The organism is Bacillus sp. 1780r2a1 (genome assembly GCA_024134725.1).
GTDB classification, from domain to species: Bacteria; Bacillota; Bacilli; order Bacillales; family Bacillaceae_H; genus Priestia; species Priestia aryabhattai_A.
This window is the reverse complement of sequence record CP099863.1, coordinates 2,470,564-2,489,095: the sequence shown is the minus strand read 5'-3', so window position 1 is coordinate 2,489,095 and position 18,532 is coordinate 2,470,564. Positions and strand designations below refer to the sequence as shown.

At 37.3% G+C, this 18,532-nt stretch carries 19 protein-coding genes and 1 riboswitch; of the genes, 15 read left to right on the top strand and 4 right to left on the bottom strand.

Annotated elements, in window-relative coordinates:
* Positions 1-6 precede the first annotated feature (6 nt).
* From ureE to NIZ91_12360, 10 genes are all read left to right on the top strand, one after another.
* On the top strand, positions 7-453 hold the full coding sequence (gene ureE / locus NIZ91_12405; GenBank protein USY53559.1) for an urease accessory protein UreE: 447 nt from the start codon (positions 7-9) through the stop codon (positions 451-453).
* On the top strand, positions 446-1,132 hold the full coding sequence (locus NIZ91_12400; GenBank protein USY53558.1) for an urease accessory protein UreF: 687 nt from the start codon (positions 446-448) through the stop codon (positions 1,130-1,132). The genes ureE and NIZ91_12400 overlap by 8 nt, the downstream gene beginning before the upstream one ends.
* 47 nt (positions 1,133-1,179) lie before the next feature.
* Entirely contained in the window at positions 1,180-1,794 is a 615-nt protein-coding gene (gene ureG / locus NIZ91_12395) for an urease accessory protein UreG (protein USY53557.1), read from the top strand.
* Positions 1,791-2,606: an urease accessory protein UreD gene (locus NIZ91_12390; protein ID USY53556.1), complete on the top strand. Its 816-nt coding sequence runs from the start codon at positions 1,791-1,793 to the stop codon at positions 2,604-2,606. Before ureG ends, NIZ91_12390 begins: the two co-directional genes overlap by 4 nt.
* Positions 2,607-2,782: 176 nt before the next feature.
* On the top strand, positions 2,783-3,247 hold the full coding sequence (locus NIZ91_12385; protein USY53555.1) for a hypothetical protein: 465 nt from the start codon (positions 2,783-2,785) through the stop codon (positions 3,245-3,247).
* A gap of 263 nt (positions 3,248-3,510) precedes the next feature.
* Positions 3,511-4,275: a carotenoid biosynthesis protein gene (locus tag NIZ91_12380; protein USY53554.1), complete on the top strand. Its 765-nt coding sequence runs from the start codon at positions 3,511-3,513 to the stop codon at positions 4,273-4,275.
* Positions 4,272-4,988, top strand: a complete 717-nt coding sequence (locus NIZ91_12375) for a lysophospholipid acyltransferase family protein (GenBank protein ID USY53553.1) — start codon at positions 4,272-4,274, stop codon at positions 4,986-4,988. Before NIZ91_12380 ends, NIZ91_12375 begins: the two co-directional genes overlap by 4 nt.
* Entirely contained in the window at positions 4,964-6,091 is a 1,128-nt protein-coding gene (locus tag NIZ91_12370) for a glycosyltransferase family 2 protein (GenBank protein ID USY53552.1), read from the top strand. The genes NIZ91_12375 and NIZ91_12370 overlap by 25 nt, the downstream gene beginning before the upstream one ends.
* Positions 6,088-7,533, top strand: coding sequence for a phytoene desaturase family protein (gene crtI / locus NIZ91_12365; GenBank protein USY53551.1), 1,446 nt, complete (start codon positions 6,088-6,090; stop codon positions 7,531-7,533). Before NIZ91_12370 ends, crtI begins: the two co-directional genes overlap by 4 nt.
* Before the next feature lie 140 nt (positions 7,534-7,673).
* Positions 7,674-8,396, top strand: a complete 723-nt coding sequence (locus NIZ91_12360) for a hypothetical protein (protein USY53550.1) — start codon at positions 7,674-7,676, stop codon at positions 8,394-8,396.
* Between the two features lie 326 nt (positions 8,397-8,722).
* Here NIZ91_12360 and NIZ91_12355 read toward each other — a convergent pair whose 3' ends face one another.
* Together NIZ91_12355 and NIZ91_12350 are read right to left on the bottom strand one after the other, a co-directional pair.
* Positions 8,723-9,529, bottom strand: a complete 807-nt coding sequence (locus NIZ91_12355; GenBank protein USY53549.1) for an ABC transporter permease — start codon at positions 9,527-9,529, stop codon at positions 8,723-8,725.
* On the bottom strand, positions 9,526-10,413 hold the full coding sequence (locus tag NIZ91_12350; GenBank protein USY53548.1) for an ABC transporter ATP-binding protein: 888 nt from the start codon (positions 10,411-10,413) through the stop codon (positions 9,526-9,528). Before NIZ91_12350 ends, NIZ91_12355 begins: the two co-directional genes overlap by 4 nt.
* A gap of 159 nt (positions 10,414-10,572) precedes the next feature.
* Here NIZ91_12350 and NIZ91_12345 point away from each other — a divergent pair, with 159 nt between their 5' ends.
* From NIZ91_12345 to metE, 5 genes are all read left to right on the top strand, one after another.
* Complete coding sequence (locus NIZ91_12345; GenBank protein ID USY53547.1) at positions 10,573-11,160, top strand: TetR/AcrR family transcriptional regulator; 588 nt, start codon at positions 10,573-10,575, stop codon at positions 11,158-11,160.
* A gap of 226 nt (positions 11,161-11,386) precedes the next feature.
* Positions 11,387-12,607 carry a dicarboxylate/amino acid:cation symporter gene (locus NIZ91_12340; GenBank protein ID USY53546.1) on the top strand — a complete coding sequence of 407 codons (1,221 nt, stop codon included), beginning with the start codon at positions 11,387-11,389 and terminating at the stop codon, positions 12,605-12,607.
* A gap of 128 nt (positions 12,608-12,735) precedes the next feature.
* The gene (locus NIZ91_12335; protein ID USY53545.1) at positions 12,736-13,704 is read left to right on the top strand and encodes a phosphoesterase; all 969 of its coding nucleotides are present in this window, start codon (positions 12,736-12,738) and stop codon (positions 13,702-13,704) included.
* A gap of 24 nt (positions 13,705-13,728) precedes the next feature.
* A complete protein-coding gene (locus NIZ91_12330) occupies positions 13,729-14,478 on the top strand; it encodes a glucose 1-dehydrogenase (GenBank protein USY53544.1) in 750 nt (249 codons plus the stop codon).
* A gap of 185 nt (positions 14,479-14,663) precedes the next feature.
* Positions 14,664-14,851, top strand: a riboswitch (cobalamin riboswitch).
* Positions 14,852-14,992: 141 nt separating this feature from the next.
* A complete protein-coding gene (gene metE / locus NIZ91_12325) occupies positions 14,993-17,269 on the top strand; it encodes a 5-methyltetrahydropteroyltriglutamate--homocysteine S-methyltransferase (GenBank protein ID USY53543.1) in 2,277 nt (758 codons plus the stop codon).
* A 48-nt stretch (positions 17,270-17,317) separates the two neighbouring features.
* On the opposite strand, the gene NIZ91_12320 is transcribed toward metE, so the two are convergent.
* Together NIZ91_12320 and NIZ91_12315 are read right to left on the bottom strand one after the other, a co-directional pair.
* Entirely contained in the window at positions 17,318-17,641 is a 324-nt protein-coding gene (locus NIZ91_12320; GenBank protein ID USY53542.1) for a helix-turn-helix transcriptional regulator, read from the bottom strand.
* Positions 17,642-17,848: 207 nt separating this feature from the next.
* Entirely contained in the window at positions 17,849-18,415 is a 567-nt protein-coding gene (locus NIZ91_12315; GenBank protein USY53541.1) for a YdcF family protein, read from the bottom strand.
* Positions 18,416-18,532: the final 117 nt, after the last annotated feature.

The following is an 18,532-nucleotide window of genomic DNA, read 5'->3' as shown; positions in this document are numbered from 1 at the left end:
AAAGCAATGTTAATAGAACAAATTGTTGGGAATGTCGCTACGTTAGAAAAGAAAGCTCCGCATATTGAAAAAGTGTATTTGGAAAGTGATCATCTGTTAAAGCGCGTGCAGCGAGTTGTCACCGATCATGGTAAAGAGTTAGGAATTCGCCTAAAAGAAAGTCGTGAACTTGTAGATGGTGACGTGCTTTATATGGATGAGAAAAATATGATTGTCATTCAAGTAGTAGCAGATGACTTATTAACAATTCAACCTACAAGTATTAAGCAGATGGGGGAGATTGCTCATCAACTTGGAAATCGGCATTTGCCAGCGCAGTTTGAAGAGAATGAAATGCTTGTTCAATATGATTATTTAGTTGAAGAGCTTCTTAACGAACTAAGAATTCCATATAAGCGTGAAAAGAGAGCGGTTCAAAAAGCATTTAGACATATTGGACATAGTCATGACTAACCAACTGTTAGCGCTTGTACAGCTGTGTGATTCGAATTTTCCATCGGGGGCTTTTTCTCATTCGTTTGGTATGGAAACCTATATCCAAAAAGAGCGAATCACAAATGCCGATACATTTTCTGAAGCTCTTAGTACGTATACAGAAACGCAGCTTACTTATACAGATGGGTTAGCTTGCCGGCTGGCATACGAATTTGCGTCAGAAGCGAATCTTCAGGAAATAATAGAGCTAGATCAAGAGCTGTATGCGCTGACGCTATCAAAAGAAACAAGGGAAGGGACAAGGAGAATTGGTCAGAGAATGGTAAAGCTTTGTATTGATTTGTTTAATAACAAGCTTTTAAGATGCTATGAACACGAAATTCAACGGAAAGAATGCTTTGGTCATCCATCAATTGTCTTTGCGATTATAGCTCAACAATTACGGGTGTGTAAACAAACGGCTGTTTCTACGCACTTGTATGCTACAGTGTCATCGCTTATTCAAAATGCAGTTCGTGGCATTCCAATTGGGCAAACGGATGGTCAGCGAATTTCACTTGCTTTTCATGAAAAGATTGATCAAGCAGTCACGAACATTCTTCGTGCGGATTCGAGTGAGCTTGGTTCAATGACGCCAGGGCTTGAAATTGCTCAAATGCAGCATGAACGTCTGCACGTCCGCTTATTTATGTCTTAATACAAAATAATATAAGGGAGGGAAGCCTTCATAGTGAAGGCGAAAAAATGAATGCAATGAGAGTTGGTATAGGAGGTCCTGTAGGGGCGGGGAAAACAATGCTTGTAGAAAGGCTAACCAGAGCATTACAAAGTGAGCTAAGCATGGCGGTTATTACAAATGATATCTATACAAAAGAAGATGCTCAGTTTTTAGTGAAAAACAGCGTATTACCTCAAGAACGCATCATCGGTGTGGAAACAGGAGGTTGTCCGCACACTGCTATTCGAGAAGATGCTTCTATGAACTTTGCCGCAATCGATGAACTGGTTGAAAGACATCCTGACGTTGAGCTGATTTTTGTGGAAAGCGGCGGAGATAATTTAGCGGCAACGTTTAGTCCAGAACTTGTGGATTTTTCTATTTATATCATTGACGTCGCTCAGGGTGAAAAGATTCCCCGTAAAGGTGGACAAGGGATGATTAAATCGGACTTGTTTATTATTAATAAGACGGATTTAGCTCCGTATGTTGGTGCAAGCTTAGACGTGATGAAAGAAGATACAATTGCAGCACGAGGCAAGAAGCCTTTTGTATTTACAAATTTGAAAAAGGATCAAGGGCTGGCTGACGTCATTCAGTGGATTAAAAAAGAAGTATTACTTATCGGCATTGAATCATGAGTTATACAGGCTATTTAAAACTTGAATCGCACAAGGTAAAAAATAAGACGGTTGTTCATAACACCTATCATGATGGAGCTTTTAAAGTAGCTCGTCCAATCTACATGGAAGAGCATATCCCGACAATCTACCTTCTACATGTAGGAGGTGGATATGTTGGAGGGGACCATTATAAAGCGTGCATCACAGCTAAAGAGGATGCACATGTTTGCTTGACCACACAGGCTGCAACAAAAGTATACCGAACGCCACACGAACCTGTGTTTCAAGAAACAGAGCTGTTCTTAAGAAAAGGAGCAGTGGTTGAATACCTTCCAGATCCACTTATTTTATACGAAGGTGCGCGTTTTATACAAGAAACAACTGTACATATGGAAGAAAAAGCAACGTTTTTTATCTCTGATATCATTACACCAGGCTGGTCACCTGATGGACAGACATTTAAGTATCATTCAGTGCGCTCAAAGTTGAAAATTTATCGAAAAAATCAGTTAATGGTTTTTGATCACTTGTTTTTATCTCCTCATGAAGACATCCATGCGATTATGAAAATGGAGGGCTATACGCATTTCGGTTCTTTTTTAGCAATTGCTGAAGGAATTATCGATTCGGTCATTGACGAGTTGTATGATGAAGTAATAAGCGAAGAGCAGAATGGATATATAGGTATTTCAAAATTGGCGATAAATGGATGTGCCATTAGAATTTTAGGAAATGATACAAAAACCCTTGAAAGAATTATTAACAGATGCTTTCAGTTCCTGAGAAAGCGTCTGTTAGGCTTAGATATTGTTTCTCTTCGTAAATATTAAAAAGCTTGCTTTGATTCATAGCGTTAAAAAACCTTACAGAAAATTACATTTCAGAGTATAAATTTTTCTCCTTTACTAAAACTATTCGTAAATCAATGCGAGGTAGATAAGGATGAGAAAACAATTACGAAGCCAAGTGCCCCCTGTACATATTCTAAAATGTGAGAGTCGATTTTTTGACTAGACTAGAAGCAATTCTGTGGAATATTGCCCTACCAGGGTTTAGTCAATTATTAAACAAGCAGTACGTAAAAGGGATTGTGTTTATAGCATTGGAATTTTTAATTAATATGGGCGCACATTTTAACTCTGCAATACGATTAAGTTTTTTAGGTGAAACGGAACAGGCATTAGCCACTGTTGACATGCAGTGGATTATGTTTTACCCATGCTTGTATTTTTTTGCAATGTGGGATGGCTTTAAAGATGCAGAAGCTACTGCACCTCCTCTTTACTCATTTATACCGTTTGCGTGCTGTGCTTACTTCGTAACCGTAGGTATCATGTATGCTTCAGTAGTGAAAATTAATGGGGTATTGCTTGGGCCAATTTGGCTACCGATGCTGTCTGTGCTTCCAGGACTTATAGTTGGATTGCCAATTCAGCTTTTACTAGCTAAAAAAGCAAATGCTACACCATAGACATGAAATGAAAGTTGAATTGTTCAGCTTATCATTCATGTCTATTTTTATGTCAAATATTAATAAGGTTGTACATAACATAGTAAAGAACATATTGAAAATAGAGCATAAGAGGTAAAGGATTTATAATAATGATGTTCTAGCATGAATAAGAGAGTGCGGGGGTATAAAGTACAATAGATATATTAAAAAGCAAAAAGCTTTCTTTAGTAGCGACTAGCTACATTTTACAGTTAATAAAGAAACTGAGAGGAGGAAAAAGATTGACAGAAAAGATTTATCAATTTTTTATTATTTGGTACATATGTGGAGTTGTTCTGCTTGCTTTTGATTGGTTACCGCCATGGCTTGAATGGGCAAACGTAGTGTTTTTACATGTAAGTGGCTTCATTGCTTTTATCTATATGGCAAAATCATATCGAATGGTGACGGCACTGCTCGTCGCAATGTTTGTGATGGTTGCAACCATTGTTATTGAAAGTCTAGGTGTACACTATGACTTTTTATTTGGTTCATATGATTATGAGAAAGATTTTGGTACCAAAATTTTAGGTGTACCGCTCACCATTGGTTCAGCGTGGCTAATGGTAATTGTGACTAGCCGTGTACTTGCACTTGGTATTATGAAAAGGATGGAATTACCTTATCTTGTAAAGGGGCTAGTATACGCAACAATCTCATCTATATTTGCAGTCATTATGGATTTAGCGATTGACCCAGTGGCCTATGTAGTAAAGCAGTACTGGGTATGGGAAGGAAACAGCTTTTATTATGATATTCCACTTTCTAATTTCTCAGGCTGGTTTATACTTTCATTTTTTATTCAGTTTATCCTCTACTTCTGGCTAGAGACTTTAGAAAAAAAAGAAGAGCCAAAGTGGGAAAGTCGAATGGTTGTTTTATATAGTGCCATTGTTATGATGTTTGTCATTGTGGCAGCGGTCAACGGTTTGTGGTTAGTTGTGCTTATGACGTTAATTCCATATAGCATTCTTTTTGTTTTATACCAAAAGGAGAAAAGAATATGATTTATCCGGAGAAAGACAAACGATTTGAGAGAGTTTTGCAGCTGTTTGTACACTATCAGTTGAAAAAGCAGTTTTATCGTATTTACATCGATATGGAGGAAGCAGTTGAGAATAATAAACCGACTCTATTTATTGCCAACCACTCAAGTTGGTGGGACGGCTTAATTAGCTTTTATATAAATCGAGTGTTACTTAAGCATGATAGCTACGCAATGATGTCTGAAGAAGGTATGAATTCTTTTCCATTCTTTCGAAAAATTGGAGCATTTTCCGTTAATCCATCCTCGCCCAAGCATGTTATGAAATCGCTTTTGTATACCAGGAAATTGCTAAGAGAAAAAAAATCCGTATGGATTTTTCCTCAGGGAAAGGAAGAACACTTAGAGAAGCGACCTCTGCAATTTTCAGACGGCCCGGCTTTTATCATGTTAAAAGAAAAGAGTGTACAAGCCATTCCAATTGCATATTGCTATAGTTTTCGTCATGATCAGCGTCCAGAGCTATTTATTAAAGTAGGTAAACCTATAGAAGTAAATACAGAAACCAGTCGAAGTGAATTAACGCATAAGCTAGAACAGGCTGTAATTGCTGAGTTAGATAGTATTAAAAGTAAGCTTGTTAGCGAGGATCTTTCCACTTTTGACGTGTTTATGGCTGGGAGAAAAACGTTGAGTGAGTGGTTAACTTGGTGGAAAGAGAAGGTGAAGCGATGATTTATTATAGCGCTTTATTTATCATAATGATAATAGGTACCATTATTAACATATTTACGATGCCACGTTTAGCGAGCTACCAGCTTAACAAAAACAAAGTTGATCCACTTGTTTCTATTTTAATTCCTATGCGTAATGAAGAACGAAATGTTAAGTCCATCATACGTTCATTAAAAGGACTTACTTATCAGCCCATTGAAGTCATTATTTTAGATGATCAATCGACAGATCAAACTCGACAGCTTTTGGAACAAGAAATACAATGTGATAAGAGGTTTTCTGTTATAGAAGGAAAGCCTTTAGAGGAAGGCTGGGTTGGTAAAGTACACGCTTGTCATCAGCTTTCAAAACGAGCAAGCGGTGACTACTACCTATTTATTGATGCAGATGTTGTTTTAGAGAAGGATACAATTCAACACGTATTAGCCTTAGCTAAAAAAAAGAAAGCAAAGCTAGTGACGGGCTTTCCAAGATTTCCGGTAAAGAAACGAATGGAATCGCTCCTAGTTCCTCTTCAGCATGTTGTAGTGTTTTCGTATTTACCAATCATCATTGCAAACGGGGGGAAATACCCAGCTGCAACTGCAGCACACGGGGCGTTTATGTTCTTTGAAAGAGAAGCATATGAAAGCATAGGAGGACATGAAGCCGTTAAGAGTTCGTTAGTCGAAGATGTGCATATTGCAAGAGCACTGAAAGAGAAAGGTGAAAAAGTAATTTTGGCTAACGTAACGTCTCATGTCAACTGCTACATGTATGAAAAAGATGATGAGGTATGGAATGGTTTTGCAAAAAATGTGTATACAGGGTTAGGGCGATCACTTAATAAACTCGTTGCTCTCATGGTGTTTTTTATTGTTTATTATGTTCTTCCAGTACCGCTATTTTTATATGGTATTGTGTCTGAACAGGTACTTTTGCTGTTGCCATTATTGCTTCTTTTTCTTCAAAGATTACTTATTGACCTAGCAGCTAAGCAAAAATGGTATTTGTTTATTACGATGCCCATCTCTGCTATTACCTTGCTATTCTTAATGAACCATTCGATGAAACAAAGCGTCCAGCACAAAGGTTATCAATGGAAAGGAAGGCATTATAAATGAAGAAAATTATCATTGTAGGAGCTGGTTTAGGAGGATTAGCCGCGGGTGTTTTGTTACAAGTGAGAGGTTTTGACGTTACAATTGTTGAAAAGAATGGGCATGTAGGCGGCAAAATGATGCCAATGAAGCTAGGAGAATATTCTTTTGACTTTGGCCCAAACACAATTACGATGCCACACGTTTTTCAACAAGTGTTTAAAGAGGCTGGAGAAAATCCAGACGATTATATGCCTCTAATGAAATTAAATGATCATACAAAAAATTGGTTTAATGATGGTTCAACGTTTATGATGACAACGAATCGAAATAAGATGATTCACCAGCTGGAACAAATAGATTCTAAAGGGGCAAAGAACTATGAGCAATACCTAGAAAGCGTTAAAAAACTCTATACCATCGCACAAGATGAGTTTTTTTATCGAACGTTTTCATCATGGAAAGATTATATGAATCCGTCTTTGTTTACGAGTCTTCTTAAAGTAAAGCCATTTGAAACAATCGATTCTTTTCACAGACGTTTTTTTGACAATGAAAATGTGATTAACGCGTTTAACCGCTACGCCACGTATATAGGCTCTTCACCATATGTTTCACCTGCTACTTTCTCATTGATTGGCCATTTAGAGATGAATGAAGGAGTTTACTATGTTAAGGGGGGGAATCCTAGGATTGCTGAAGGATTTGCTGAAGTGTTTCAAAAGGCAGGAGGGACCTTGATACTAAATGAAGCAGTTAAAAAAGTACAGGTGGAGAATAAGAAGGCAGTAGGGGTTGAGCTTGAGAGGGGTAAAAAATTGCCTGCAGACTCCGTTATTGTGAATGGTGACCTACTGCAAGCTTATCCGTCTCTCGTAGATGAAGCGGACCGTCCCCATTTCACAAACAAGATGGTGAGCAAATTTGAACCTTCTATTTCTGCTTATGTTATTTTAGCTGGAACAAAGAATAGAAATGATTCGCTTATTCATCATCAAGTTTATTTTTCCGATGATTATAAAAACGAATTCTATGAACTGTTTAAGAAAAAGCAGCTGCCGTCAGATCCAACAATCTACATCTGTAATTCTTCTTATACAGATAAAAACGTAGCGCCTGGTGATAACTTATTTATTCTTGTTAACGCACCAGCAGGAGTGACTAATGATGATGGTTATGAACAAGTTATATATGAAAAGCTAAAAAGGTTTGGTGTCGATATTACATCTACCTTAGCTTGTCAAAAAATCATCAACCCAAGCTGGATTGAAAAGCAATTTGGAGCGTACAAAGGGGCTCTTTACGGTATTAGTGCTAATCGGAAAGTGGACAGCTTTCTTCGGCCTAGCAACGTTTCAAAAGACGTAAGAAGCCTTTATTTTGTCGGTGGAACAACTCATCCAGGAGGTGGGTCCCCAATGGTTACAATCAGTGGTATAAACATGGCAAACTTAATTTCCACATAATATTTTCATTGTAAATAACTTCATATATTTGATACTATAGGAAAAGGAAACCATTGATAAGAATAGCTGCTTTTTTGTATAAGGAACCATACGGAAAGTTGATTACATAATGAAAAGTGAAAAGGTGATTAAAGCGGTTTATGATTGCATTTACTTGTTTAGTCGTAATTATCAGTATTGTTCGTCCCTACTTTGAAAGTATTATGGTCAGGCGAATAATATCTGAAGAGAAAAAAGTTCGGTACTATAAAGAACAGTCGTTTTTTTATGTGCTCATTTTACTTCTTTACGCAGTCATTATGCTATACTATGCGCTGCCTGTAGAGAAGTGGGGACTTCAAACAGTATATCTGGATACCATACAGCAGAAGAATATGTTTCCAGCTTGGGTTGAGTACTTATTATTGCTTATCTTTTTAGGATTTATTGTATTATCGGTTATGCTTCAATGGATGAAAGATCATGGAGAAACGGTATTTATGGAACAGGAGATGCCGACTTCAATTGAAGCAACAGTCCCAAAAACGAACCGAGAACGCAAGTGGTGGCTTACATATAGTGGAACTTCAAGCATAGTAGAAACGCTAGTGTATTTTCCAAGTCTTTATATCTATATTCATGATATTTTGCAAATTCAAAATAGCTGGTTATTAGCTATTTTAATTGGTTTAGGTTATTTCATGTCACAGCTGGCGTTTCAAAAAGATCGCTTAAGCCTTCAGACGTTAGTTGTCGGAATTGGTTTGGGAGCTATATATATTATGTCAGATTCGATTGCAATCATTGCATTTTACTACGCATTTAGTTTTTTAGTTTATGACATTTACCAACAAGATCGCAATATACCTATGAAGGCAGGATAAAAAAAGAGGCTGGCATATAGGTAATTCAGCCAACGATAAACCTGGATAATTAAGAGTTTGCCACTTTTAATCATTCAGGTTTTTTGTTGATTAGGAAAAACCAGTTTGGAAACAGGATGGAATGAAGCATAGGGCATTTGACGCCTGCGGGAAATAGAAGGAAACCTGAGATTCCGCAGCGCAGCGAGAAAGTTCAGGTCCCTCCCCGCGGAAAGCGAGTAGGCTATAGCGCAATGGAACGAACTTGTTTAGACAAACCAAAGAGATGCGAACAGCTATTGTTCGTCTCTTAGAAGCAAGCATTTTGCTATGTCTCAAACTCTTTTTTATAAAGGCAGGTCGCGTTTGGAAAATAAGAAAGCGCTTATTGTATATAGAAGTACACCAGCTATTCCAAATAGCAAGCAAGTGACAAAAATATCTTCGTGTCCACGTCCAATTTCAATTGGGTTAAAATAGTAGAAAATTGAAGCGTAGCGAAGGGATTCCAGCTTGTCAGATAGTTTACCTATAAGGTCAATTCCGTAAAATAAAAGTGTGATAGCTGTTGGGATGCTCCAAGCTTTTTTTGATTCATTGCATACGCTTGAACATAAAAAGCAATAGCTAGAAATAAAGAAAAATAATAAAAAGACAACAATATTCATCTTCACAAATCCCCACATATCAAATTCGCTTATTGATGTGAAAAACTTTGTGACAATAATGCCACAAGCTGTTGTTATAAAAATAATAATAAACAATCCAATTACTCCTACAACAGCTTGAGTAAGAACAACGGTCATTCGTGAAGCTGGAGTTGACAAAAGGTATGCCATAGAACCATTGTCAACAAGCTTTGCAATGAGAGAAGCAGATGTTAAGATGCAAAAAATACTCAGCAATACCAACAACAATAAGCCGTAATACTCACCAGCTATAAAATCACTTAAAGACGATAATCCATTTTCAATGCCAAATGTTTTTAACAAACTCTCTGGCATTGATTTTATAAGGTCGTTTAGTCCTTCTACTTGGGAGATTGAAGGATAAATATAAATAATGAGCAACAAGTAAAAAGTGGAACCTAGCGTGTAGCTTAAGATGGATTTTGCGTGACTTTTTAGCATCGTTGTAAGTAAGGGTCCGTTCATATTGATTTTCCCCCTTCTTGGTAATAGTTCATAAATAAATCTTCTAATCTTTCACTCTTGCTTTTAAAGTTTGTTACGTTCATGTCAGATAACAGCTGAAATAACTCATGGAAAGAATCTGTTACAGCGATTTGTACTTCAAGTTCTCCAAGCTGCGTTGCATCTAAGTGAGAATGAACAATACGTTGTACTTCTTCAGGAGTAGAGACTGCTACAATAAACGTATTGCGCTTATTTCTTTGAACCTCTTCAATAGGTGCATCTTTTACAATTCTTCCATCTTTAATAATGACAATCTTATCGCAAACTCTTTCAACCTCTGAAAAAATGTGAGAAGACATAAAGGTGGTTGTGCCCATCTTTTTATGTTCAACGAGTAAATCAATGAATATCTGTTGCATGAGCGGGTCAAGACCAGATGTTGGTTCATCTAAGATTAAAACGTTAGGGCGATTCATAAAAGCAGTAACAATCCCCGCCTTTTGCTTCATACCTTTAGACATCTTTCGAATGGAAATCGTCGGATCAAACTGAAGAAGCTCAATGAGATAGGTTCGATAACTGATGTCTTTTATCCCTTTCATTTTCGTCATTAATTCTAAAAACTGCATGCCGGTCATATCGTCTAAAAACGAAATTTCTCCAGGAAGATAACCTACTATTTTTTGAACTTTATTGGCTTCTTTCCATGTATTAAGCCCATTGATAAAAGAGCTCCCTTGATCTGGTTGGATAAATCCCATTAAATGACGAATAGTAGTAGACTTTCCTGCTCCGTTAGGGCCCAAAAAGCCAAGAACTTCACCTTCATTTACATGTAGTGAAACATTAAAAATGCCTTTTTGATTTGAAAACTGCTTGGTTAAGCTTTCTAAATGAATCATACATATTAACTCCTTTGTGTGAAAAGGTAATTTTGAAATATTAACAATAAAATATTTCAAAATTATTGTATGCTGATTTGAAATAACTTGCAATACTTTTTGAAATAATTGCTTATATGTATTTCATATTTTTGATAAAATAAGCTTGGTGATGTAAAGATGAATGGATTTGAAAGAAGAAAGCAGAAAAAACAGCAAGATATACAAAGCGCAACGCTAAAACTATTTAATCAGTTTGGTCCAAGCGGTATGAATATCGCTAAAATTGCAAAAGAAGCAAAAGTATCCCAGGTAACCATCTATAATCATTTTGAGAATAAAGAGCAGCTTATTCGAGAAACAATAAAGGCTTATCTGAAGAAACAGTTTGAATTATATGAACAGCTCCTTTTAAGCAATTCAAAGTTTGAAACAAAACTAAAGAATATTATGTTTGAAAAATCAAAGTCTTTTACTACAATTAATCCTCAATTTTTGCAAGAGTTAATTCTGGAAGACGAACCCTTGCAAAAATGGTTTCAATCTTTCTATACGGAACAATTGTTGCCTCTACTGATTAAGTTTATTAAGATTTCCCAGCAAAAAGGAGAAATTAATCCAAAATTATCTGTTGATACAATTTTATTTTATATTCAAGCTTTAAAAACACAGATAGATCAGCTATCTCCCAATGATATAGCTTCTTTCGATAAAAATAAGTCTTTGGAAATTTTACATATCTTTTTTAAAGGGATTTCTCCTGATTAATCTAAAAAAACGAACAAAAATGATTATTGGTTATTTTTTGTTCGTTTTTTAGTTTTTTGAGGGTTGACACGTGTCCTTATGGAGAATAAGATGGTAGTGTGATAAACCGAAAGTGTATAATATGCAGTAAACAAAATATGTATAAATATGCAAAAAAGGGGAGTTGCTGCGTAGCAGTTAAGGCGATGGGATATAGCGGGAATATCATTATGAGGAGAGAACAACTATGAAGAAACCATCGTTACTAACGCAGGTATTAGTAGCATTCGTCGTAGCTGTTGCGCTCGGTCTTATCTTTGGAGATAAGATGTCTGTCGTGCAGCCGCTTGGCGATTTGTTTCTAAGGCTCATTAAATTTATTATGGCGCCTTTAATTTTAACGACGCTTATTGTGGGCGTAACAAGTTTACAAGATACGAAGCAGCTTTTTAGTATGGGAGGACGAACGATTGTTTTTTACCTCTTTACAACATTAATTGCTGTGACAATTGGTATTGTATATGCCGTAATTTTAGCACCTGGTACAGGAGCTAACGTGTCGTTACCCCAAGGAGCCACTGTGCCTAGTGGAGAAGCACCAACGATCACGGAGACGGTGCTAAACATGATTCCCGAAAATCCATTTGCAGCGTTAATGGAAGGGAATATCCTCCAAATTATCTTTATGGCAATTGCAATTGGTCTAGGGATTTTATTTGTAGGAGAGCCAGCAAGGCCAGTTCAAAAGCTATTTGAATCTTTTTCCACAGTCATGTTTAAAATTACAAGTGGTATTATGGTCATTGCACCAATCGGTATCTTTGGAATGGTAGCACCGATTATTGGTGAATACGGTTTAGCTGTTTTAGCACCTCTTGCTAAGGTGATTATTGCCGTAGCGCTAGGTTGCTTAACACAGCTTCTCGTTGCGTATTCTCTTGCGGTTAAAGGCTTTGCTGGAATGAGTCCTTTTACTTTTTTAAAAGGAATTGCACCAGCCGGTCTTGTCGCTTTTAGTACAGCAAGCAGTGGTGCAACGCTACCAGTTTCAATGAAAAACGTTCAGGAAAACCTTGGCGTTTCAAAAGAAACAGCAAGCTTTGTATTACCGTTAGGAGCCACAATGAATATGGACGGTAGTGCGATTTACCAAGGTGTTGCAGCCCTATTTATTGCACAATTTTATGGAATTGATCTCGGTATGAGTGAAATTTTACTAATTATGTTTACAACTACAATTGCATCAATTGGTACTGCAGGTGTTCCAGGAGCCGGGATGATTATGTTAACAATGGTACTAGCAGCGGTCAACCTTCCAGTTGAAGGAATTGCTTTAATTGCTGCAGTTGATCGTATTCTTGATATGTTCCGTACGTCCGTTAATATCGTCGGGGATGCTGCAGCTTCTGTTGTTGTAGACTCATATGAGAAGAAATCAAAAGAAAAAGCGAGGAAGCAAGCATCGTGAATGTTGTGCGTACATTCTTATGAAAAGTGAGGATGTACGCATTTTTTTTCATTCCTTGCTATAATGGAAAAAGATTCACGCATACTAAAGTAAATGAGTAACTGATAATGATTTAAAGGAGTTTTTTGATGACAAAAGTAAAATTAATTTCACATAATGATTTAGATGGCGTAAGCCCAGCTTTATTAGCTCGCTTAGCATTTGGTGATGAGAACCTTGATTACGATACGGTAGGAATCGGACGCATAAATGACACGGTGCTACATTTTATAGAAGAAGATAACGACGGTCAAGACTTATACATAACGGATATTAGCGTAAACGATGAAGTAGCAGCTAAGCTGGATGAACTTGTGAAAAATGGTCAAAAGGTGACGCTTATCGACCATCATATTTCTGCACTTCCGCTTGCTGAAAAATACGACTGGGTTCATGTGATACCAGAAGATCAGAATGGAACGAAAACAGCAGCTACTTCGCTTTTTTATACATATTTACTAGAAAATAATCTCTTAGAACGTACGGAGATGATGGATGAATACGTAGAGCTCGTACGCTTATTTGATACATGGGATTGGTTTCACGAGAAAAATGAAAAAGCAAAAAGACTTAATCATCTTTACTACTTAATTTCCCATGAAGAGTTTAAAGATACGATTTATGAAACATTACAAGCATCTTACACTGATGCCAGTCAAAGCTTTGAATTTACAGAAAAGCACGCAATTTTACTTGAAGCGGAAGAAAAGCGAATTGAAAAATATATTTATGACAAGCAAAAGCAAATGATGCAAGCAGAAGTAGAGATTGCCGAGCAAAAATATAAAGTAGGGATTGTTTTCGCAGACACCTATCAGTCAGAGCTGGGAAATGCATTATGTTTAGAGCACGAAGAAATCGACTTTTCAGTAATGGTTGATATGGGAAGAAAAAAATTAGGATTTCGAGCGGTGAAAGATGAGATTAATTTAGCTGAAATCGTTGGTCACATTGGCGGTGGAGGTCATCCAAAAGCATCTGGCTGCAAATTAACGAGCGATACATTTAAATTATTTGTAACGGATTACTTGTTTCAACCAGAAGAAAAAGGTGAATGAATTAAGTATAGAGGAGGGATAACTTTGACATTTGAACGTGAGGTTGTTGTGGTAACCGGCGGTGCAAGCGGAATTGGAAAAGGCGTGGTAAGCGCCTACGCCAAAAAAGGTGCTAAAGTAGTGATTGCAGATATTGATGAAGAACAAGGGAATAAACATGCTAAAACGCTGCGTGAAACAGGCGCGCAAGCAATGTTTATTCCCACAGATGTAAGAAAAGAAGAAGATGTTATCAACCTCATCAAAGAAACTGTTTCAGCGTATGGATCAATTACCATTTTGGTTAATAATGCTGGGGTAACAAAGTGGAAGTCTCCTTATGAGTTAACGCTAGATGAATGGGATGATATCATAAATCTTAATTTGCGAAGCGTATTTTTATGCTCGAGAGAAGCAGCAAAAGTGATGCGAAATAACAAAATGGGTGGTTCCATTGTAAACTTAGCTTCTACGCGTGCTGTTATGTCAGAGCCAAATACTGAAGCATATGCTGCTACAAAAGGTGGGATTGTGGCGCTAACGCATGCTCTTGCCATTTCACTTGGACCAGACAAGATTACCGTCAACGCAATTTCGCCTGGGTGGATTGAGACCCAGCAATATGAAGAACTTCGAGATATTGATCATGCTCAGCATCCATCTAATCGAGTTGGTACTCCAGAAGATATTGCAAAAGCGTGTCTTTATCTAACGCACCCAGACAATGATTTTGTAACGGGAACGAACGTAGTTGTAGATGGTGGAATGACCCGCAAGATGATTTATGAACATTAACCAAAGTAAGCGTGCAAGCAGGCTATAGGCTATACCTATAGCCTGCTATTTTTATTTTCTATAAAAGCTTAGTTATATGAAAGCGTATTCTTTATAAAAATTAGAAAAATCAGACTTGATTTAATTATCGAAATCATGTATCGTTATGTTCAATTCCTTTCTGAAAGGGAATTAGTGTATAAAGTGAATATGTTCATGCAAGAGGTGCTAAGACGCTTGTTTTAGCTTAAAAGGGAAGATCGGTGAAAATCCGACACGGTCGCGCCACTGTAAAGAGGAGCTTATTATCAGTAAACCACTGTTTATGAAATGGGAAGGTGATAATAAGCGATGATTCTAAGTCAGGAGACCTGCCTGTTGTTTGCACTCACAACCTACGCGTAATAGGGAGAGGTGATTAGCTTGGTATTGAAACAAAAGTATATGTTGTTCAATACTTCTTAAAGCTGTCGTCTAACTCTCTTTCAAGAGAGTTTTTTTATTGCAGAAAAATAGACGAAACGAGGAGATTGAAATGACAATTAACACAGCAACAATTGGATATCCAAGAATTGGTAGAAATAGAGAATGGAAAAAAGTAATTGAGTCTTATTGGAAGCAGGAATCAACAGAAGCAGAGTTGCACAACCAGCTTCATGAATTATATGTTAATCAGCTTCGTATTCAAAAAGATAAGGGGATTGATTTTGTTTCAGTAGGTGATTTTAGTTACTACGATCACATGCTTGATACCGCGGTTATGTTTAATATTATTCCAAACCGTTTTAAACAGCAAAATCTATCTTCTCTTGATACATATTATGCAATGGCAAGAGGGAATAAAGAAGCAGAGGCATGTGAAATGACTAAGTGGTTTAATACCAATTATCACTACATTGTCCCAGAGTTTACTGACGTAAAGCCAGTATTAAATGAAAACAGACCGTTAGCATATTGGCAAAAAGCAAAGGACGAATTAGCACTTAACGGTAAGCCGTTCCTAATTGGACCAGCAACCTTCATCTTATTAGGTAAAGGATTTAAGTCGGAAGAAGTATCAACTTTATTCGCTCAATTAACTCCGCTTTACATTCAAGTCATTAAGGAATTACATGAAGCAGGCGCAGAATGGATTCAAATCGACGAACCAATTTTTGTGACGAACAAAGCAGAGGGATACTGGAAAGAAATTCAAGCATTTTATCAACGCGTTTCAGAGGAAGTGCCGGGTGCTAATCTCATCGTTCAAACGTATTTTGAAGCATTGGATAATTATCAATCTGTTGTGAACCTTCCTGTGAAAGCTTTTGGGTTAGATTTTGTACATGATGAGAGAAAAAATAGTGAAGCGATAAAAGCAAACGGCTTTCCAAAAGGAAAAAAGCTTTTTGCAGGCGTTATTGATGGTCGCAACGTGTGGAAAAGTAACTTAGCTGAAAAAGCTGCGCTTGTAAGTGAATTACAAAAATTAGTAGGAAAAGAAGAGGTAATTGTTCAGCCGTCTAGTACACTGCTTCATGTTCCTGTAACGGTAGAAACTGAACAAGAACTAGCAGCTGATATTCGAGCTGGCTTAAGTTTTGCTGAAGAAAAGCTTACTGAGCTAGAGCTTTTAAAAGACCTTTTAAATGGGAATAGCGAAGCAGTAAAAGCACATCAGCAAGAGATTGAGGTATTTTCAAAGGTTGCAAATCGCGTTCATGCGAAAACGAGAGCAGAGCTAGAAGAAATTGATGAACAAGCCGTAACACGTGCTTCTGTAGCTGAGCGTCAGCGTTTGCAAAAAGAAAAATTTGATTTGCCGCTATTACCAACTACAACAATTGGGAGCTTACCACAGACAGCAGAGGTTCGTTCGAAGCGCTTAAAATGGAAACAAGGTCAGTTAACAAACGAACAGTATGAAGCATTTATAAAGGAAGAAACAAAGCGTTGGATCGAGATTCAAGAAGAAATTGGAATTGATGTGCTGGTTCACGGTGAGTTTGAACGTACAGATATGGTTGAATTTTTTGGTGAGCGTTTAGGTGGTATGTTAACAACGAAAAATGGTTGGGTTCAATCATATGGATCTCGCTGCGTACGACCACCTGTGGTATACGGAGATGTTTATTTAGTCGAACCAATGACAGTCAAGGAAATTGTCTATGCACAAAGCTTAACAGAAAAAGTTGTGAAGGGAATGCTGACAGGACCAATCACGATTTTAAACTGGTCATTCCCACGCACAGATATCTCGAAATATGAAAGCATGAATCAAATTGCATTGGCCATTCGAAAAGAAGTTAAAGCGCTTGAAGAAGCGGGCGTTCATATGATCCAAGTGGATGAACCTGCTCTGCGAGAAGGCTTGCCAATTCGAGCTGAAAAGCAAGAAGCTTATTTAAAGGCTACTGTTGAAGCATTCCGTTTAGCAACAACAGGAGTGGAAGATACAACGCAAATTCATACACATATGTGCTATTCAAAGTTTGATGATATGATTGATACAATCTCTGCATTAGACGCAGATGTTATTTCAATTGAAGCATCAAGAAGTCATGGCAATATTATTTCTTCATTTGAGCAATATTCATACGATAAAGAAATTGGACTTGGTATTTACGATATTCATAGCCCTCGCATTCCAAGCTTTGAAGAAATGACAAATAATCTTGACCGTGCCCTTCGAGCATTAAATCCAGCACAGTTCTGGGTTAATCCAGACTGCGGTTTAAAAACAAGAAATGAAAAGCAGGTAATCGATGCTTTAACTCAGATGGTAAACGTTACGAAGAAGTATCGTGAAAAGCTAGCGGCAGTAGCACAATAAAATAAAGTAAAGAAAACCCCCTTTTATAGGGGGCTTTCTTTGTTTGCGTTATGACAAGTTGTCTTCTTCCAACCAGTGCTGTGACCATTTTTCAATTTCTTTCATAATAGGTTCAAGCGCTTTTCCTTTTTCAGTTAAGGAATACTCGATGCGTACGGGCGTTTCTGGAAAAACTTCACGCTTAACAATCCCTTGTTGTTCAAGGTCTTTCAAGCGTTCTGATAAGACACGACCGCTTACTGAAATGGATGACTCGATGGTACAAAAGCGCTGTGGTCCAGACAGAAGCTTATAAATAATGAGCCCGGTCCAGCGCTGACTTAAAATCGTCATTGCTTTTTCAAAGCGTGGACATAAGGTTGATTGATTCATTTGTTTCACTCCTATACTACACATTATAGCACAAAGCAATGGACACTACACTTCTTAAAACTTCACGACCAAAGAGAAGATACTTACATAAAGTAAGTATCTGAGTGTCAAATGGATAACCGTGCCTTTTAGCAAAAGGAGTAGTAAAGTGAAACTGCTGAGGGAAACTCGTTAATAAACTGCTTATCTATCTAAAAATGAAATGGCTTATTCACGATCAAATATCCAAGTTTTAATAATTGCCACATACTCACGACCGTATGATTGAAGCTTCACAACGTTTGGTGTTTCTGCACCTAATGGATATACGTTATATCCTTGCCTTCTGGCAATCAGTGATGCACGGTATAGATGAAACTGGTTGCTGACGAGTACAATCTTTTTGTCAGTGATATCGATAAGATTTTTGGTATAGAGAAAGTTTTCATAAGTGGAAGTAGATTCATTTTCTTGGATAATGCGAGCAGAATCAATTCCATTATTTACTAAAAAAGTAGACATCGCTTCCGCTTCAGAAATGTCTTCATCATCACCTTGTCCACCTGAGACAATTGCGATTGTTGAAGGGTTATCTTCTAAATAGCGTAGCGCAGTAATCATACGCTCTCGTAAACTTAACGATAGCTCTCTTCCATTTACCTTAGCTCCAAGAATCATAATGTAATCTGCGTTGTTTGGAGGAGGTGAACTAGCTGCAGAGTAAATATGATACGAAGCGAACAATACGTATCCAAGCAGTAAAGAAGTAAATACGTAGATAAGTTTTCTTTTCATAGGCTACTCCCATCGTTTATTTCTATTTAGTATAATGCAGTAATTGGCATACAAGGTAGTCTTTATTTAATATTTAAGCGTTAAATAGGAAAAAATGTCATGAATTTAGCAAAAAGG